This window comes from Klebsiella sp. EMBS2024 (genome assembly GCF_036233805.1).
Taxonomy (GTDB): domain Bacteria; phylum Pseudomonadota; class Gammaproteobacteria; order Enterobacterales; family Enterobacteriaceae; genus Klebsiella; species Klebsiella pneumoniae.
This window is the reverse complement of the sequence record NZ_JAZARW010000001.1, coordinates 2,927,010-2,940,969: the sequence shown is the minus strand read 5'-3', so window position 1 is coordinate 2,940,969 and position 13,960 is coordinate 2,927,010. Positions and strand designations below refer to the sequence as shown.

Annotated in this window: 14 protein-coding genes; 13 read left to right on the top strand and 1 reads right to left on the bottom strand. The window is 61.0% G+C overall.

Annotation, left to right across the window (positions count from 1 at the left end; all coding sequences use genetic code 11):
* Nucleotides 1–14: 14 nt before the first annotated feature.
* The 6 genes from nuoI (at nucleotide 15) to nuoN (ending at nucleotide 6,423) form a co-directional block, all read left to right on the top strand.
* Nucleotides 15–557: an NADH-quinone oxidoreductase subunit NuoI gene (gene nuoI / locus VZP09_RS13500; RefSeq protein WP_002913152.1), complete on the top strand. Its 543-nt coding sequence runs from the start codon at nucleotides 15–17 to the stop codon at nucleotides 555–557.
* Nucleotides 558–568: 11 nt separating this feature from the next.
* Nucleotides 569–1,123 (top strand): NADH-quinone oxidoreductase subunit J, encoded by a 555-nt coding sequence (gene nuoJ, locus VZP09_RS13495; protein WP_002913150.1) that lies wholly within the window; start codon nucleotides 569–571, stop codon nucleotides 1,121–1,123.
* Nucleotides 1,120–1,422 carry an NADH-quinone oxidoreductase subunit NuoK gene (gene nuoK, locus VZP09_RS13490; protein WP_002913148.1) on the top strand — a complete coding sequence of 101 codons (303 nt, stop codon included), beginning with the start codon at nucleotides 1,120–1,122 and terminating at the stop codon, nucleotides 1,420–1,422. Before nuoJ ends, nuoK begins: the two co-directional genes overlap by 4 nt.
* Nucleotides 1,419–3,260 carry an NADH-quinone oxidoreductase subunit L gene (gene nuoL, locus VZP09_RS13485; protein WP_032415273.1) on the top strand — a complete coding sequence of 614 codons (1,842 nt, stop codon included), beginning with the start codon at nucleotides 1,419–1,421 and terminating at the stop codon, nucleotides 3,258–3,260. The genes nuoK and nuoL overlap by 4 nt, the downstream gene beginning before the upstream one ends.
* A 169-nt stretch (nucleotides 3,261–3,429) precedes the next feature.
* A complete protein-coding gene (nuoM, locus tag VZP09_RS13480; protein ID WP_002913146.1) occupies nucleotides 3,430–4,959 on the top strand; it encodes an NADH-quinone oxidoreductase subunit M in 1,530 nt (509 codons plus the stop codon).
* Between the two features lie 6 nt (nucleotides 4,960–4,965).
* Entirely contained in the window at nucleotides 4,966–6,423 is a 1,458-nt protein-coding gene (gene nuoN, locus VZP09_RS13475; protein ID WP_004151107.1) for an NADH-quinone oxidoreductase subunit NuoN, read from the top strand.
* A 54-nt stretch (nucleotides 6,424–6,477) separates the two neighbouring features.
* Here the strand turns inward: nuoN and rnz are convergent, their stop codons facing one another.
* The gene (rnz, locus tag VZP09_RS13470; RefSeq protein WP_328795213.1) at nucleotides 6,478–7,398 is read right to left on the bottom strand and encodes a ribonuclease Z; all 921 of its coding nucleotides are present in this window, start codon (nucleotides 7,396–7,398) and stop codon (nucleotides 6,478–6,480) included.
* Nucleotides 7,399–7,455: 57 nt separating this feature from the next.
* On the opposite strand from rnz, the gene VZP09_RS13465 reads away from it, so the two are divergent.
* From VZP09_RS13465 to VZP09_RS13435, 7 genes are all read left to right on the top strand, one after another.
* Nucleotides 7,456–7,917 carry a GNAT family N-acetyltransferase gene (locus tag VZP09_RS13465; RefSeq protein WP_032415272.1) on the top strand — a complete coding sequence of 154 codons (462 nt, stop codon included), beginning with the start codon at nucleotides 7,456–7,458 and terminating at the stop codon, nucleotides 7,915–7,917.
* 135 nt (nucleotides 7,918–8,052) lie between these two features.
* The gene (menF, locus tag VZP09_RS13460; protein ID WP_032415271.1) at nucleotides 8,053–9,342 is read left to right on the top strand and encodes an isochorismate synthase MenF; all 1,290 of its coding nucleotides are present in this window, start codon (nucleotides 8,053–8,055) and stop codon (nucleotides 9,340–9,342) included.
* A gap of 82 nt (nucleotides 9,343–9,424) precedes the next feature.
* Nucleotides 9,425–11,095, top strand: coding sequence for a 2-succinyl-5-enolpyruvyl-6-hydroxy-3-cyclohexene-1-carboxylic-acid synthase (gene menD, locus VZP09_RS13455; RefSeq protein WP_328795212.1), 1,671 nt, complete (start codon nucleotides 9,425–9,427; stop codon nucleotides 11,093–11,095).
* Nucleotides 11,092–11,850 (top strand): 2-succinyl-6-hydroxy-2,4-cyclohexadiene-1-carboxylate synthase, encoded by a 759-nt coding sequence (menH, locus tag VZP09_RS13450; RefSeq protein ID WP_032415269.1) that lies wholly within the window; start codon nucleotides 11,092–11,094, stop codon nucleotides 11,848–11,850. The genes menD and menH overlap by 4 nt, the downstream gene beginning before the upstream one ends.
* A gap of 14 nt (nucleotides 11,851–11,864) precedes the next feature.
* Entirely contained in the window at nucleotides 11,865–12,722 is an 858-nt protein-coding gene (gene menB, locus VZP09_RS13445) for a 1,4-dihydroxy-2-naphthoyl-CoA synthase (RefSeq protein ID WP_002913098.1), read from the top strand.
* Entirely contained in the window at nucleotides 12,722–13,687 is a 966-nt protein-coding gene (menC, locus tag VZP09_RS13440; protein ID WP_004214603.1) for an o-succinylbenzoate synthase, read from the top strand. The genes menB and menC overlap by 1 nt, the downstream gene beginning before the upstream one ends.
* On the top strand, nucleotides 13,684–13,960 hold a 277-nt coding region (locus tag VZP09_RS13435), incomplete at its 3' end, for an AMP-binding protein (RefSeq protein WP_142381422.1). The genes menC and VZP09_RS13435, both read left to right, overlap by 4 nt.

Here is a 13,960-nt window from a genome sequence, read left to right as displayed (position 1 = left end):
GGGGTGAATTGAACATGACCTTAAAAGAATTATTGGTGGGGTTCGGCACCCAGGTCCGTAGTATCTGGATGATTGGCCTGCATGCCTTCGCCAAACGTGAAACCCGGATGTATCCGGAAGAGCCGGTCTACCTGCCGCCGCGCTATCGCGGCCGCATCGTGCTGACCCGCGATCCGGACGGTGCAGAGCGCTGCGTCGCCTGTAACCTGTGTGCGGTAGCCTGCCCGGTGGGCTGTATCTCGCTGCAGAAAGCAGAGACGGTAGACGGCCGCTGGTATCCGGAGTTCTTCCGCATCAACTTCTCACGTTGCATCTTCTGCGGCCTGTGCGAAGAAGCGTGCCCGACCACGGCGATCCAGTTGACCCCGGACTTCGAGCTGGGTGAATACAAGCGTCAGGATCTGGTGTACGAAAAAGAGGATCTGCTGATTTCCGGTCCGGGCAAATACCCGGAATATAACTTCTACCGGATGGCGGGTATGGCAATCGACGGCAAAGATAAGGGCGAAGCGGAAAATGAAGCTAAGCCAATCGACGTCAAGAGCCTGTTACCGTAAGGAGAGGGGCAATGGAATTCGCTTTTTATATCTGTGGCCTGATAGCCATCCTCGCAACCTTGCGGGTCGTCACCCACACCAATCCGGTGCATGCGCTGCTGTACCTGATTATTTCGCTGCTGGCGATTGCCGGGGTGTTCTTCTCGCTGGGCGCGTACTTCGCCGGAGCGCTGGAAATCATCGTCTACGCCGGGGCCATTATGGTGCTGTTCGTCTTCGTGGTGATGATGCTCAACCTGGGCGGCACCGAGATCGAACAGGAGCGCAAGTGGCTGCAGCCGGGGATCTGGATTGGCCCGGCCATCCTCTCCGCGGTGCTGCTGGTGGTTATCGTTTACGCCATCCTGGGCATTAACGACCAGGGTATCGACGGTGCGGCGATTAACGCCAAAGAAGTGGGCATTGCGCTGTTTGGGCCGTACGTCCTGGCGGTGGAGCTGGCCTCCATGCTGCTGCTGGCGGGCCTGGTGGTTGCCTTCCACATTGGCCGCGAAGAGCGCGCCGGCGAGGTGCTGAGCAACCGTCTGAACGACAGCGACAAACGAAAAACGGAGGAACACGCATGATCCCCTTAACACATGGACTGATCCTCGCGGCCATCCTGTTTGTGCTTGGTCTGACGGGGCTGGTGATCCGCCGCAATCTGCTGTTTATGTTGATTAGCCTGGAAATCATGATTAACGCCGCCGCGCTGGCCTTTGTGGTGGCGGGTAGCTACTGGGGTCAGGCAGATGGTCAGATAATGTATATCCTCGCCATCAGCCTCGCGGCTGCGGAAGCGAGTATCGGCCTGGCGCTGCTGCTGCAGCTCCATCGTCGCCGCCAGAACCTGAACATCGATTCAGTAAGTGAGTTGCGTGGATGAACATGCTTGCCTTAACCATTCTTTTGCCATTGATTGGCTTTGTGCTGCTGGCCTTCTCCCGCGGGCGCTGGTCGGAAAATCTTTCCGCCACCGTTGGCATGGGCTCGGTAGGCCTGGCGGCGCTGGTCACCGCGTACGTTGGCGTCGACTTTTTCGCTAACGGCAAACAGGCGGTCAGCGTGCCGCTGTGGACCTGGATGTCGGTCGGTGATTTCAACATCGGCTTCAACCTGGTGTTGGACGGCCTGTCGCTGACCATGCTCTCCGTAGTTACCGGCGTCGGCTTCCTGATCCACATGTTCGCCTCCTGGTACATGCGCGGTGAAGAGGGATATTCCCGCTTCTTCGCCTATACCAACCTGTTTATCGCCAGCATGGTGGTTCTGGTACTAGCCGATAACCTGCTGCTGATGTACCTCGGTTGGGAAGGCGTGGGCCTCTGTTCTTACCTGCTGATCGGTTTCTACTACACCGATCCGAAGAACGGCGCCGCAGCGATGAAAGCGTTTGTGGTGACCCGCGTCGGCGACGTGTTCCTCGCCTTCGCGCTGTTCATTCTTTATAACGAACTGGGCACCCTGAACTTCCGCGAAATGGTGGAGCTGGCGCCGCAGCACTTCGCTAACGGCAGCACCACGCTGCAGTGGGCGACGCTGATGCTGCTTGGCGGCGCGGTCGGTAAATCCGCCCAGCTGCCGCTGCAAACGTGGCTTGCCGATGCGATGGCGGGTCCGACGCCGGTCTCTGCGCTGATCCACGCCGCGACCATGGTCACCGCGGGCGTCTATCTGATCGCCCGTACCCACGGCCTGTTCCTGATGACGCCGGAAGTGCTGCATCTGGTCGGTATCGTCGGGGCGGTCACCCTGGTGTTGGCGGGCTTCGCCGCGCTGGTGCAGACCGATATCAAACGCGTTCTCGCCTACTCTACCATGAGCCAGATTGGCTACATGTTCCTCGCGCTGGGCGTGCAGGCATGGGACGCGGCGATTTTCCACCTGATGACTCACGCGTTCTTTAAAGCGCTGCTGTTCCTGTCGTCTGGTTCGGTCATTCTGGCCTGCCATCACGAACAGAACATCTTCAAGATGGGCGGCCTGCGCAAATCGATTCCGCTGGTATACGTCTGCTTCCTGGTGGGGGGCGCGGCGCTGTCCGCACTGCCGCTTATCACCGCAGGCTTCTTCAGTAAGGATGAGATTCTGGCAGGCGCGATGGCCAATGGCCATATCAATCTGATGGTGGCAGGCCTGGTCGGCGCCTTTATGACCTCGCTGTACACCTTCCGGATGATTTTCATCGTATTCCACGGTAAAGAGCAAATTCACGCGCACGCAGGGAAGGGGATTACCCATCATCTGCCGCTGATTGTGCTGCTGGTACTATCCACCTTCGTTGGCGCGCTGATTGTGCCGCCGCTGGAAGGCGTACTGCCGCAGACCACTGAGCTCGCCCACGGTAGCGTGATGACGCTGGAGATTGCCTCCGGGATCATCGCCATTGCCGGGATTCTGATCGCTGCATGGCTGTGGCTGGGCAAACGCACGCTGGTGACCTCCATCGCCAACAGTGCGCCTGGCCGCTTCTTCGGTACCTGGTGGTTCCATGCCTGGGGCTTCGACTGGTTATACGACAAGGTGTTCGTAAAACCATTCCTCGGTATTGCCTGGCTGCTGAAACGCGATCCGCTGAACTCGTTGATGAATATCTCGGCGATCCTTTCCCGCTTCGCAGGCAAAGGCCTGCTGGTGAGCGAGAACGGTTATCTGCGCTGGTATGTGGCTTCAATGAGCATCGGCGCGGTGGTGGTGCTGGCGCTGCTGATGGTATTGCGTTGATTTGATCGCGCGGTTTTGCCCGGTGGCGCTTCGCTTACCNGGCCTACGAGACCGTAGGTCGGGTAAGCGAAGCGCCACCCGACACAACAAACCGCACTCAAACGTGAATGTAGTCGAATTCGTTGAAAATCGGTCCTGAACGGGACTTTAACAAGGAATAAAAATCGCCATGTTACTACCCTGGCTAATATTAATTCCCTTTATCGGCGGCTTCCTGTGCTGGCAGACCGAACGCTTTGGCGTGAAAGTGCCGCGCTGGATCGCGCTGATTACCATGGGACTGACGCTGGTGCTTGGCCTGCAGCTGTGGATGCAGGGCGGCTATTCTCTGACGCAATCCGCGGGTATTCCGCAATGGCAGTCGGAATTCGTGCTGCCGTGGATCCCACGCTTCGGCATTAGCATCCATCTGGCGATCGACGGCCTGTCGCTGCTGATGGTGGTGCTGACCGGTCTCCTCGGCGTGCTGGCGGTGCTCTGTTCGTGGCGTGAAATCGAAAAATACCAGGGCTTCTTCCACCTCAACCTGATGTGGATCCTGGGCGGCGTTATCGGCGTGTTCCTCGCCATCGACATGTTCCTGTTCTTCTTCTTCTGGGAAATGATGTTGGTGCCGATGTACTTCCTGATCGCGCTGTGGGGCCACAAAGCCTCGGACGGTAAAACGCGTATCACAGCGGCGACCAAGTTCTTCATCTATACCCAGGCGAGCGGTCTGGTGATGCTGATTGCCATTCTGGCGCTGGCCTTCGTCCACTTCAACGCCACCGGCGTGTGGACCTTCAACTATGAAGATCTGCTGAAAACCCCAATGTCTCACGGCGTGGAATACCTGCTGATGCTCGGCTTCTTCATCGCCTTCGCGGTGAAAATGCCGGTGGTGCCGCTGCATGGCTGGCTGCCGGACGCTCACTCCCAGGCGCCGACCGCCGGCTCTGTCGACCTCGCGGGGATCCTGCTGAAAACCGCCGCCTACGGTCTGCTGCGCTTTGCGCTGCCGCTGTTCCCGAATGCCTCCGCCGAGTTTGCGCCCATCGCCATGTGGCTGGGCGTGATTGGTATCTTCTACGGCGCGTGGATGGCCTTCGCCCAGACCGATATTAAACGCCTGATCGCCTACACCTCCGTGTCCCACATGGGCTTCGTGCTGATTGCTATCTACACCGGCAGCCAGCTGGCCTATCAGGGAGCGGTGATCCAGATGATTGCTCACGGTCTGTCCGCGGCGGGTCTGTTCATTCTGTGCGGCCAGCTGTACGAACGTCTGCACACCCGCGATATGCGCCAGATGGGCGGCTTGTGGAGCAAAATTAAATGGCTGCCGGCGATGTCGATGTTCTTCGCTGTCGCCACCCTGGGGATGCCGGGCACCGGTAACTTCGTCGGCGAATTTATGATCCTGTTCGGCAGCTATAAAGTGGTGCCGACGATCACCGTCATCTCCACCTTTGGTCTGGTATTCGCGTCCGTTTACTCGCTGTCGATGTTACATCGCGCTTACTTCGGTAAAGCGAAGAGCGAAGTGGCGGCGAAAGAGTTGCCGGGGATGTCCCTGCGTGAACTGTCTATCATCCTGCTGCTGGTGGTGCTGCTGGTGCTGTTGGGCTTCTTCCCGCAGCCGATCCTCGACACCTCGCATGCTGCGATGAGCAACATTCAGCAGTGGTTTGTTAATTCTGTTTCTACTACAAGGCCGTAATTCGCCATGACAATAACTCCACAACAACTGATCGCACTGCTACCGCTGCTGATCGTCGGCTTGACGGTGGTGGTTGTGATGCTCTCCATTGCGTGGCGACGCAATCATTTTCTCAATGCCACGCTGTCGGTTCTTGGACTTAACGCCGCGCTGGTCTCGCTCTGGTTCGTCGGCCAGAACGGGGCGATGGACGTCACGCCGCTGATCCGCGTTGACGGCTACGCCATGCTTTACACCGGTCTGGTGCTGCTGGCGAGCCTCGCGACCTGTACTTTCGCCTACCCGTGGCTTGAGGGTTACAAGGACAACAAAGAAGAGTTCTACCTGCTGGTGCTGATCGCCGCCCTGGGCGGCATTCTGCTGGCCGGTGCGAATCATCTGGCGGCGCTGTTCCTCGGTATTGAGCTGATTTCGCTGCCGCTGTTCGGCCTGGTTGGTTACGCCTTCCGCCAGAAGCGTTCGCTGGAAGCGAGCATCAAATACACCATCCTCTCCGCGGCAGCTTCGTCCTTCCTGCTGTTCGGTATGGCGCTGGTGTATGCGAACTCCGGCAACCTGTCCTTCCTCGCGCTGGGCAAAAGCCTGGCGGACAACATGCTGCACGAGCCGCTGCTGCTGGCGGGCCTCGGTCTGATGATCGTCGGTCTTGGCTTTAAACTGTCGCTGGTGCCGTTCCACCTGTGGACGCCGGACGTTTACCAGGGGGCGCCTGCGCCGGTCTCCACCTTCCTGGCGACCGCCAGCAAGATCGCTATCTTCGGCGTAGTGATGCGTCTGTTCCTGTACATGCCGGTGGGCAACAGCGAAGCGGTACGCGTGGTGCTGGGCCTGATCGCCTTCGCCTCTATCATCTTCGGTAACCTGATGGCGCTGAGCCAGACCAACATTAAGCGCCTGCTCGGTTACTCTTCCATCTCCCATCTCGGCTATCTGCTGGTGGCGCTGATTGCCCTGCAGAGCGGTGAAATGTCGATGGAAGCCGTGGGCGTTTACCTGGCCGGTTACCTGTTCAGCAGCCTCGGCGCGTTCGGCGTGGTCAGCCTGATGTCCAGCCCGTACCGCGGCCCGGATGCTGACTCGCTGTTCTCCTACCGCGGCCTGTTCTGGCACCGTCCGATCCTGTCGGCTGTGATGACGGTGATGATGCTCTCCCTGGCCGGCATCCCGATGACCCTCGGCTTTATCGGTAAGTTCTACGTGCTGGCCGTCGGTGTGCATGCGCATCTGTGGTGGCTGGTTGCCGCGGTGGTTGTCGGCTCGGCGATCGGTCTCTACTACTACCTGCGCGTGGCAGTGAGCCTGTACCTGAGCGCGCCGGAGCAACTGAATCGCGATGCGCCGTCAAACTGGCAGTACAGCGCCGGCGGTATCGTGGTGCTGATCTCCGCGCTGCTGGTGCTGGTGCTCGGTATCTGGCCGCAGCCGCTGATTAGCATCGTGCAGCTGGCGACGCCGCTGATGTAAGTTGATTGACTCAATAAAAAACCGCCGGGATGGCGGTTTTTTTATGCCCGGATTTTACGCCATCTTGTAGACCATAAAGTCTTCCGCCAGCAGCGTGTTAGGGAAAATCTCCCGGCATTCCGCCAGCATACGCAGACAGCCTTCGGCATCGTAGCGCGAGCTAAAGTGGGTGGCGATCAGCGTACCGACCCCCGCTTCTTTGGCAAGCGCCGCGGTCTGCTGACTGGAAGAGTGGCCGCGGCTATTGGCTTTCTCCGCCATCGCCTGCTCAAGGGTGGTTTCGTGGACCATCACATCCGCCCCGCGAGCCATCTCCAGCGCCTGCGGGCAGGGGGCGGTATCGCCGAAGATGGCCAGCGTTTTACCCGGGGTCGCTGGCCCCAGATAGCGGCTGCCGTCGATGACCCGGCCATCTGCCAGCTCGACGCGCTGTCCGCGCTTGAGTTGATGGAACAGCGGCCCGGGAGGTACGCCATCGGCAATCAGCTGGGCGGCGTCGAGGGTGCCGGGCTTGTCATGCTGCGCAATGCGATACCCATAGCACTCCACCGGATGGCTGAGCGGATACGCGGTGACCCGATAGCCCTCTTCGTCGAACACCAGACCAGGGCCGACTTCGATGATGGTGAGCGGATAGTCGGTCCACGAACCGCTCAGGCGCAGCGCGGTCTCAACAAACTCTTTGAGTCCTTTTGGCCCGTAGAGGGTGAGGGGCAGAGAGTTTCCCTGCATCGAGCGGCTGCACAGCAGACCGGGCAGGCCGAACAGGTGGTCGCCGTGCAGATGGGTAATAAAAATCTTATTCAGTTTGCCGGGATGGTAGGGCGTGTGAAGAAACTGATGCTGGGTCCCTTCGCCGCAGTCAAACAACCACATTTCAGCGCGGGTCGGCTGTTGCAAATTCAGTATTATCGACGTCATATTACGCGTGCGGGTCNGCACCCCGGCGGATGTCCCCAAAAAAGTTAATTCCATCGTCCAGTATCCTCAGGGCGAGTCGCAAAGTATCAGTATATCAATAAGGAGCAGCAGATGATGACCTGGCAGGATCTCCACCATAGTGAACTCACCGTTCCCCAGCTGTATGCGCTGCTGAAATTGCGCAGTGAAGTCTTTGTCGTAGAGCAGCAGTGCGTCTATCAGGATGTCGACGGCGATGATTTGGTTGGTGAAAATCGCCATCTGCTCGGCTGGCGCGATGGCGAACTGATGGCCTACGCGCGGATCCTCAAAAGTGAAGAGGAGTTTGCGCCGGTGGTGATTGGCCGGGTCATCGTCAGCCCCGCCGCCCGTGGTGCGAAGCTCGGCTATCAGCTGATGGAGCAGGCGCTGGCCAGCTGTCAGCAGCACTGGCCGCAAAAGGCGATTTACCTCGGGGCGCAGGCGCACCTGCAATCCTTTTACGCCCACTTTGGTTTTACGCCGGTGACTGAGGTCTATGATGAGGATGGCATCCCCCACATTGGCATGGCGCGAGAAAAGCGCGCTGTCTGACTCCTCTGCACCCTCGTCCACACGTAGCTCTGGTCCGGCGAGCGGGTAAGATAAAACCCGCTCCCTCATCATGGGTACTGCTATTCCGCCGTCGAACCCCTTATAATGTGGGGTTTTACTACCGTGGAGGTTTGCGTGCTGTCTGTTTCCACTGCGCTGGCCCGTTTGCAAGACGGCCTGGGCGAGTCATTTCCAGACTCGCCCGGCACGCGAATTATCGATGTTGCCTTTCCGCTGAATGATGCCTTCGATCCGCTACTATGGTGTGGCCAGCAGGCGCAATGGCCGCAGTTTTACTGGCAGCAGCGCAATGGCGATGAGGAACTGGCGACGCTGGGGGCGGTAAAAACCTTTTTCTCGCTCGACGCGGCGAACCGCTTTTTACGCCAGGCCGGCCGGCAGGATCTGCGTATCTGCGGCCTGAATGCGTTTGAACCGCAGCAGGGCAGCCTGGCGCTGCCGCGTCTGGAGTGGCGCCGGTGCGGCGGCAGGGCCGTGCTGCGGCTGGTGCTGCATAGTGATATCTCCCTGCGTGAGGATGCCGCGACGGCCCGCGCGTTTCTCGCCAGCCTGACAACCACTCAGGCGACTCCCGGCGCCATACCGCCGTTGCTGAGCGAGCGCCACTCATCCGACTATCCTCAATGGCAGGCAATGATTGCGCGGGCGACTAAGGCGATCAGCGCCGGTGAAATGGATAAAGTAGTGCTGGCGCGGGCAACCGACCTGCAGTTTGCCGCCCCGCTGGACGCCGTGAGCATCATGGCGGCTAGCCGGCGCAGCAATCTTAACTGTTTTCATTTCCTGATGGCGTTCAATGCCCGGCAGGCGTTTTTCGGCTCCACGCCGGAACGGCTGTGGCGCCGGCGCGGCGCGCTGCTGCGCACCGAAGCGCTGGCGGGGACCGTCGCGAACCATCAGGAAGACGCGAAGGCGCAGCAACTGGCCGACTGGTTGATGAAAGACGACAAAAACCAGCGGGAAAACATGCTGGTGGTAGAGGATATCTGCCAGCGCCTGCAGAGTGAGGCCTCGACGCTGGACGTCCTGCCGCCGCAGGTGGTGAGGCTGCGTAAGGTGCAGCATCTCCGACGCTGCATCTGGACCGAGCTGGCGGCGCCTGACGACAGCCGCTGTCTGCTGCAGCTGCAGCCCACCGCNGCGGTGGCCGGCCTGCCGCGCCGGGCGGCGCTGGCGTTCATTCAGCGTCATGAACCGTTTTCCCGCGAATGGTACGCCGGGTCCTCCGGGTATCTGTCACTGGCGCAAAGCGAGTTTTGCGTGGCGCTGCGTTCGGCGAAAGTGAACCACGACACCCTGCGGCTGTATGCCGGGGCGGGGATCGTTAGCGGCTCTGATGCACAGCAGGAGTGGCAGGAGATAGACAACAAAGCGGCCGGGCTGCGCTCGCTGCTGTGTCCATAAAGCTTGAATGACGATGCATATCAAAACGACGTCACTTTGCCTTATCTATACTTAGCATCAATATTTGATACCGGACAATTTCATGTCAGTAAGCGCATTTAACCGACGCTGGGCGGCGGTGATCCTGGAAGCTTTAACGCGCCATGGCGTGCAGCATATCTGCATCGCGCCGGGCTCGCGCTCGACACCCTTAACCCTGGCGGCGGCGGAAAACCGCGCCTTTATCCATCATACCCATTTCGACGAACGCGGCCTCGGCCACCTGGCGCTCGGACTGGCGAAGGCCAGCCGGCAGCCGGTGGCGGTGATAGTCACCTCCGGGACCGCCACCGCAAACCTCTATCCGGCGCTGATTGAGGCAGGGCTCACCGGTGAAAAGCTGATCCTGTTAACCGCCGACCGTCCGCCGGAGCTGATCGACTGCGGCGCGAACCAGGCTATCCGCCAGCCGGGGATGTTTGCCTCCCATCCTGCGCAGACGATTTCTTTGCCACGTCCCTCGCAGGATATTCCTGCCCGCTGGCTGGTCTCAACCATCGACCAGGCGCTGGGGGCGCTGCACGCCGGCGGGGTGCATATTAACTGTCCGTTCGCTGAACCGCTGTATGGTGATATGGATGAGACCGGCGTGGAGTGGCAGCAGCAGCTCGNCAACTGGTGGCAGAGCGACAAACCCTGGCTGCGCCAGGCGCTGCAGTTAGAGAGCGAGAAGCAGCGCGACTGGTTCTTCTGGCGACAAAAACGCGGCGTCGTCGTGGCGGGCAGAATGAGCGCCGCGGAAGGGAAAAAGGTCGCTGAGTGGGCGCAGACCCTCGGCTGGCCGCTGATCGGCGATGTCCTGTCGCAGACCGGGCAGCCGCTGCCGTGCGCCGACCTGTGGCTGGGCAACGGCAAAGCGGTCAGCGAGCTGGCGCAGGCGCAGATCGTCGTGCAACTCGGCAGCAGCCTGACCGGCAAACGCGTGCTCCAGTGGCAGGCGACCTGCGAGCCGGATGAATACTGGCTGGTGGATAATCTGCCCGGTCGCCTCGACCCGGCGCAGCACCGCGGTCGCCGTCTGCTCTCAAGCGTTGAGCGCTGGCTCGAATTACATCCGGCGGAGAAACGCCAGCCGTGGGCGACGGTGATCCCACAGCTTGCCGGGCAGGCGTGGCAGGCTGCGGTCGCCAGCAACGAGCCTTTTGGCGAAGCGCAGCTGGCGCAGCGTATTCGGGGCTATCTGCCGGAGCAGGGCCAATTGTTTGTTGGCAACAGCCTGGTGGTGCGCCTGATCGACGCCCTGGCGCAGCTACCGGCCGGGTATCCGGTCTACAGCAACCGCGGCGCCAGCGGCATCGATGGCCTGATCGCCACTGCGGCCGGCGTGCAGCGCGCCAGCGCCCGACCGACGCTGGCCATCGTTGGCGATCTCTCCGCGCTCTACGATCTCAACTCGCTGGCCCTGCTGCGCCAGGCGTCGGCGCCGCTGGTGCTGATCGTGGTGAATAACAACGGCGGGCAGATTTTTTCTATGCTGCCGACGCCGCAGGACGAACGCCGTCAGTTCTATTTAATGCCGCAGGACGTGGATTTCAGCCACGCGGCGGCGATGTTCGGCCTGGCCTATCATTGCCCTGATGACTGGCCGTCGCTGGATGAGGCGCTGGCCGGCGCCTGGCGCAGGGCAGGGGCGACGGTGATTGAGCTGGCGGTCAATGAGACCGACGGCGCGCAGACCCTCCAGCAGCTGCTGGCGCAGGTAAGTCGCCTGTGATCCTCAGCGCTGCTGTCGACAACGGCCAGCCGGGCTATCCCTGGCTGGTGTTTCTGCACGGTTTTTCCGGCGACCGCAACGAGTGGCGGAAAGTGGGCGACGCCTTTCCCGCCTGGCCGCGGCTGTACCTCGATCTGCCGGGGCACGGCGGCTCCGCGGATATCGCGGTGCAGGACTTTGCCGGGGTCAATACTCTGCTGCAGTCTATGTTTAATAGTTACAACATACATAAGTATTGGCTGATCGGCTACTCGCTGGGCGGCCGGGTGGCAATGAACTTCGCCAGCCAGCCGCGCGTAGGCATGCGCGGGCTGATCGTTGAAGGCGGCCATCCGGGCCTGCAGGATGCAGAGGCGCGGCAGGCGCGGCGCAGCAATGACAGCGCCTGGGCGGAACGTTTTCGCCGCGAGCCGCTTGAGCAGGTCTTTGCCGACTGGTATCAGCAGCCGGTCTTCGCTTCGCTGAATGCCGCGCAGCGTGAGTCATTGGTCGCCTTACGCAGCCGGAACAACGGCGCGACGCTGGCGGCGATGCTGCAGGCAACCTCCCTTGCCGCGCAGGCCGATCTGCGCGCGTCTCTGCAGGCGCGCGATTTTCCTTTTCACTACCTGTGCGGCGAGCGCGACGCGAAGTTTCGCGCCATCGCGCAGACGCTCGCGGCGGATCTCCATCTTATTCACCATGCCGGACACAACGCGCACCGGGACAACCCGGCGGCGGTGATTGCCTGTCTGGCGCAGATTCTGGCAAGTTAACTGAAGGACATTCTATGATCTCTCTTGATGAAGCAATGCTCTACGCCCCCGTTGAATGGCACGATTGCTCCGAAGGCTATACCGATATTCGCTATCACAAATCGACTGACGGGATTGCCAAAATCACCATTAATCGTCCGCAGGTGCGCAACGCCTTCCGCCCGCTTACCGTCAAAGAGATGATCCAGGCGCTGGCGGATGCCCGGTATGACGACAATATCGGCGTCATCGTGCTGACCGGTGAAGGTGAGAAAGCCTTCTGCGCCGGCGGCGACCAGAAAGTCCGCGGCGACTACGGCGGCTATCAGGACGACTCCGGCGTTCATCATCTTAACGTGCTCGACTTCCAGCGTCAGATCCGCACCTGTCCAAAACCGGTGGTCGCGATGGTGGCCGGCTACTCTATCGGCGGCGGTCACGTGCTGCATATGATGTGCGATCTGACTATCGCGGCGGAAAACGCCATCTTCGGCCAGACCGGGCCAAAAGTCGGCTCTTTCGACGGCGGCTGGGGCGCCTCCTATATGGCGCGGATCGTCGGGCAGAAAAAAGCGCGCGAAATCTGGTTCCTGTGCCGCCAGTATGACGCTCAGCAGGCGCTGGACATGGGGCTGGTGAATACCGTGGTACCGCTGGCGGATCTGGAAAAAGAGACCGTGCGCTGGTGTCGTGAAATGCTGCAGAACAGCCCGATGGCCTTGCGCTGCCTGAAAGCGGCGCTGAACGCCGACTGCGACGGCCAGGCTGGTCTGCAGGAGCTGGCGGGCAACGCCACTATGCTGTTCTATATGACGGAAGAGGGGCAGGAAGGCCGCAACGCCTTCAACCAGAAACGTCAGCCGGACTTCAGCAAATTTAAACGGAATCCATAATGCGCGTTTCGCAGGTTTACCGCTGGCAGATACCGATGGACGCGGGCGTGGTGCTGCGCGAGCGGCGGTTAAAAACCCGCGACGGGCTGTTCATCCGCCTGCAGGAGGGGGAACGCGAAGGCTGGGGCGAAATTTCTCCCCTGCCGGGATTCAGTGTCGAGACGCTGGAAGAGGCGCAAATGGCGCTGTTAGCGTGGGCACAGGCCTGGCGCGACGGCGCCGAGCCGCCGCTTCCCACGCAGCCCTCCGTCGCGTTTGGCATCAGCTGCGCGCAGGCGGAGCTTGGCGGCGAACTACCGCAGGCCGCGGATTATCGCGCGGCGCCGCTCTGCTCCGGCGATCCGGATGAGCTATTCGCCAGACTGGCGGCGATGCCCGGCGAGAAGGTCGCTAAGGTCAAAGTTGGCCTCTGGGAGGCGGTCCGCGACGGTATGGTGGTCAATCTGCTGCTGGAGGCGATCCCCGATCTGCAGCTGCGGCTCGATGCCAACCGCGCCTGGACGCCGCTCAAAGCGCAACAGTTCGCCAAATACGTTAATCCGGCGTACCGCCAGCGCATTGCTTTTCTTGAAGAACCTTGCAAAACGCGGGAGGATTCTCGGGCCTTTAGCCGCGAGACAGGGATCGCTATCGCCTGGGATGAAAGCTTGCGCGAGGCGGATTTCCGCTTTGTCGCCGAGCCGGGGGTGCGTGCGGTGGTGATCAAACCGACGCTAACCGGCAGTTTGCAGAAGGTGCAGCAACAGGTCGCCGCGGCGCATGCGCTGGGGTTGAGCGTAGTGATCAGCTCGTCGATCGAGTCCAGCCTTGGGTTAACCCAGCTGGCGCGGGTTGCCGCCTGGCTGACGCCGCAGACCATCCCCGGACTCGATACGCTGGCGCTGATGGGCGCCCAGCTGGTACGGCCGTGGCCCGAAAGTGCGCTGCCGGTGCTCAACATTGATGCGCTGGAGCCGCTGCTGTGACCTTTAACGACTGGCCCTGGCGGCATTGGCGTCAGCGGCGCGGAGAGGCCCTCGCCTTACGTCTGAATAACCAGCCGCTGACCTGGCGGGAGCTATGCGCGCGGGTTGACGCGCTGGCGTCTGGTTTTGCCGCGCAGGGCGTAATGGAAGGGCAGGGCGTGGCGCTCCGGGCCTATAACCAGCCGGAAACTCTGCTGGCATGGCTGGCGCTGCTACAGTGCGGGGCGCGGGTGCTGCCGCTGAATCCGCAGCTGCCAGCGGTGTTGCTGCAGG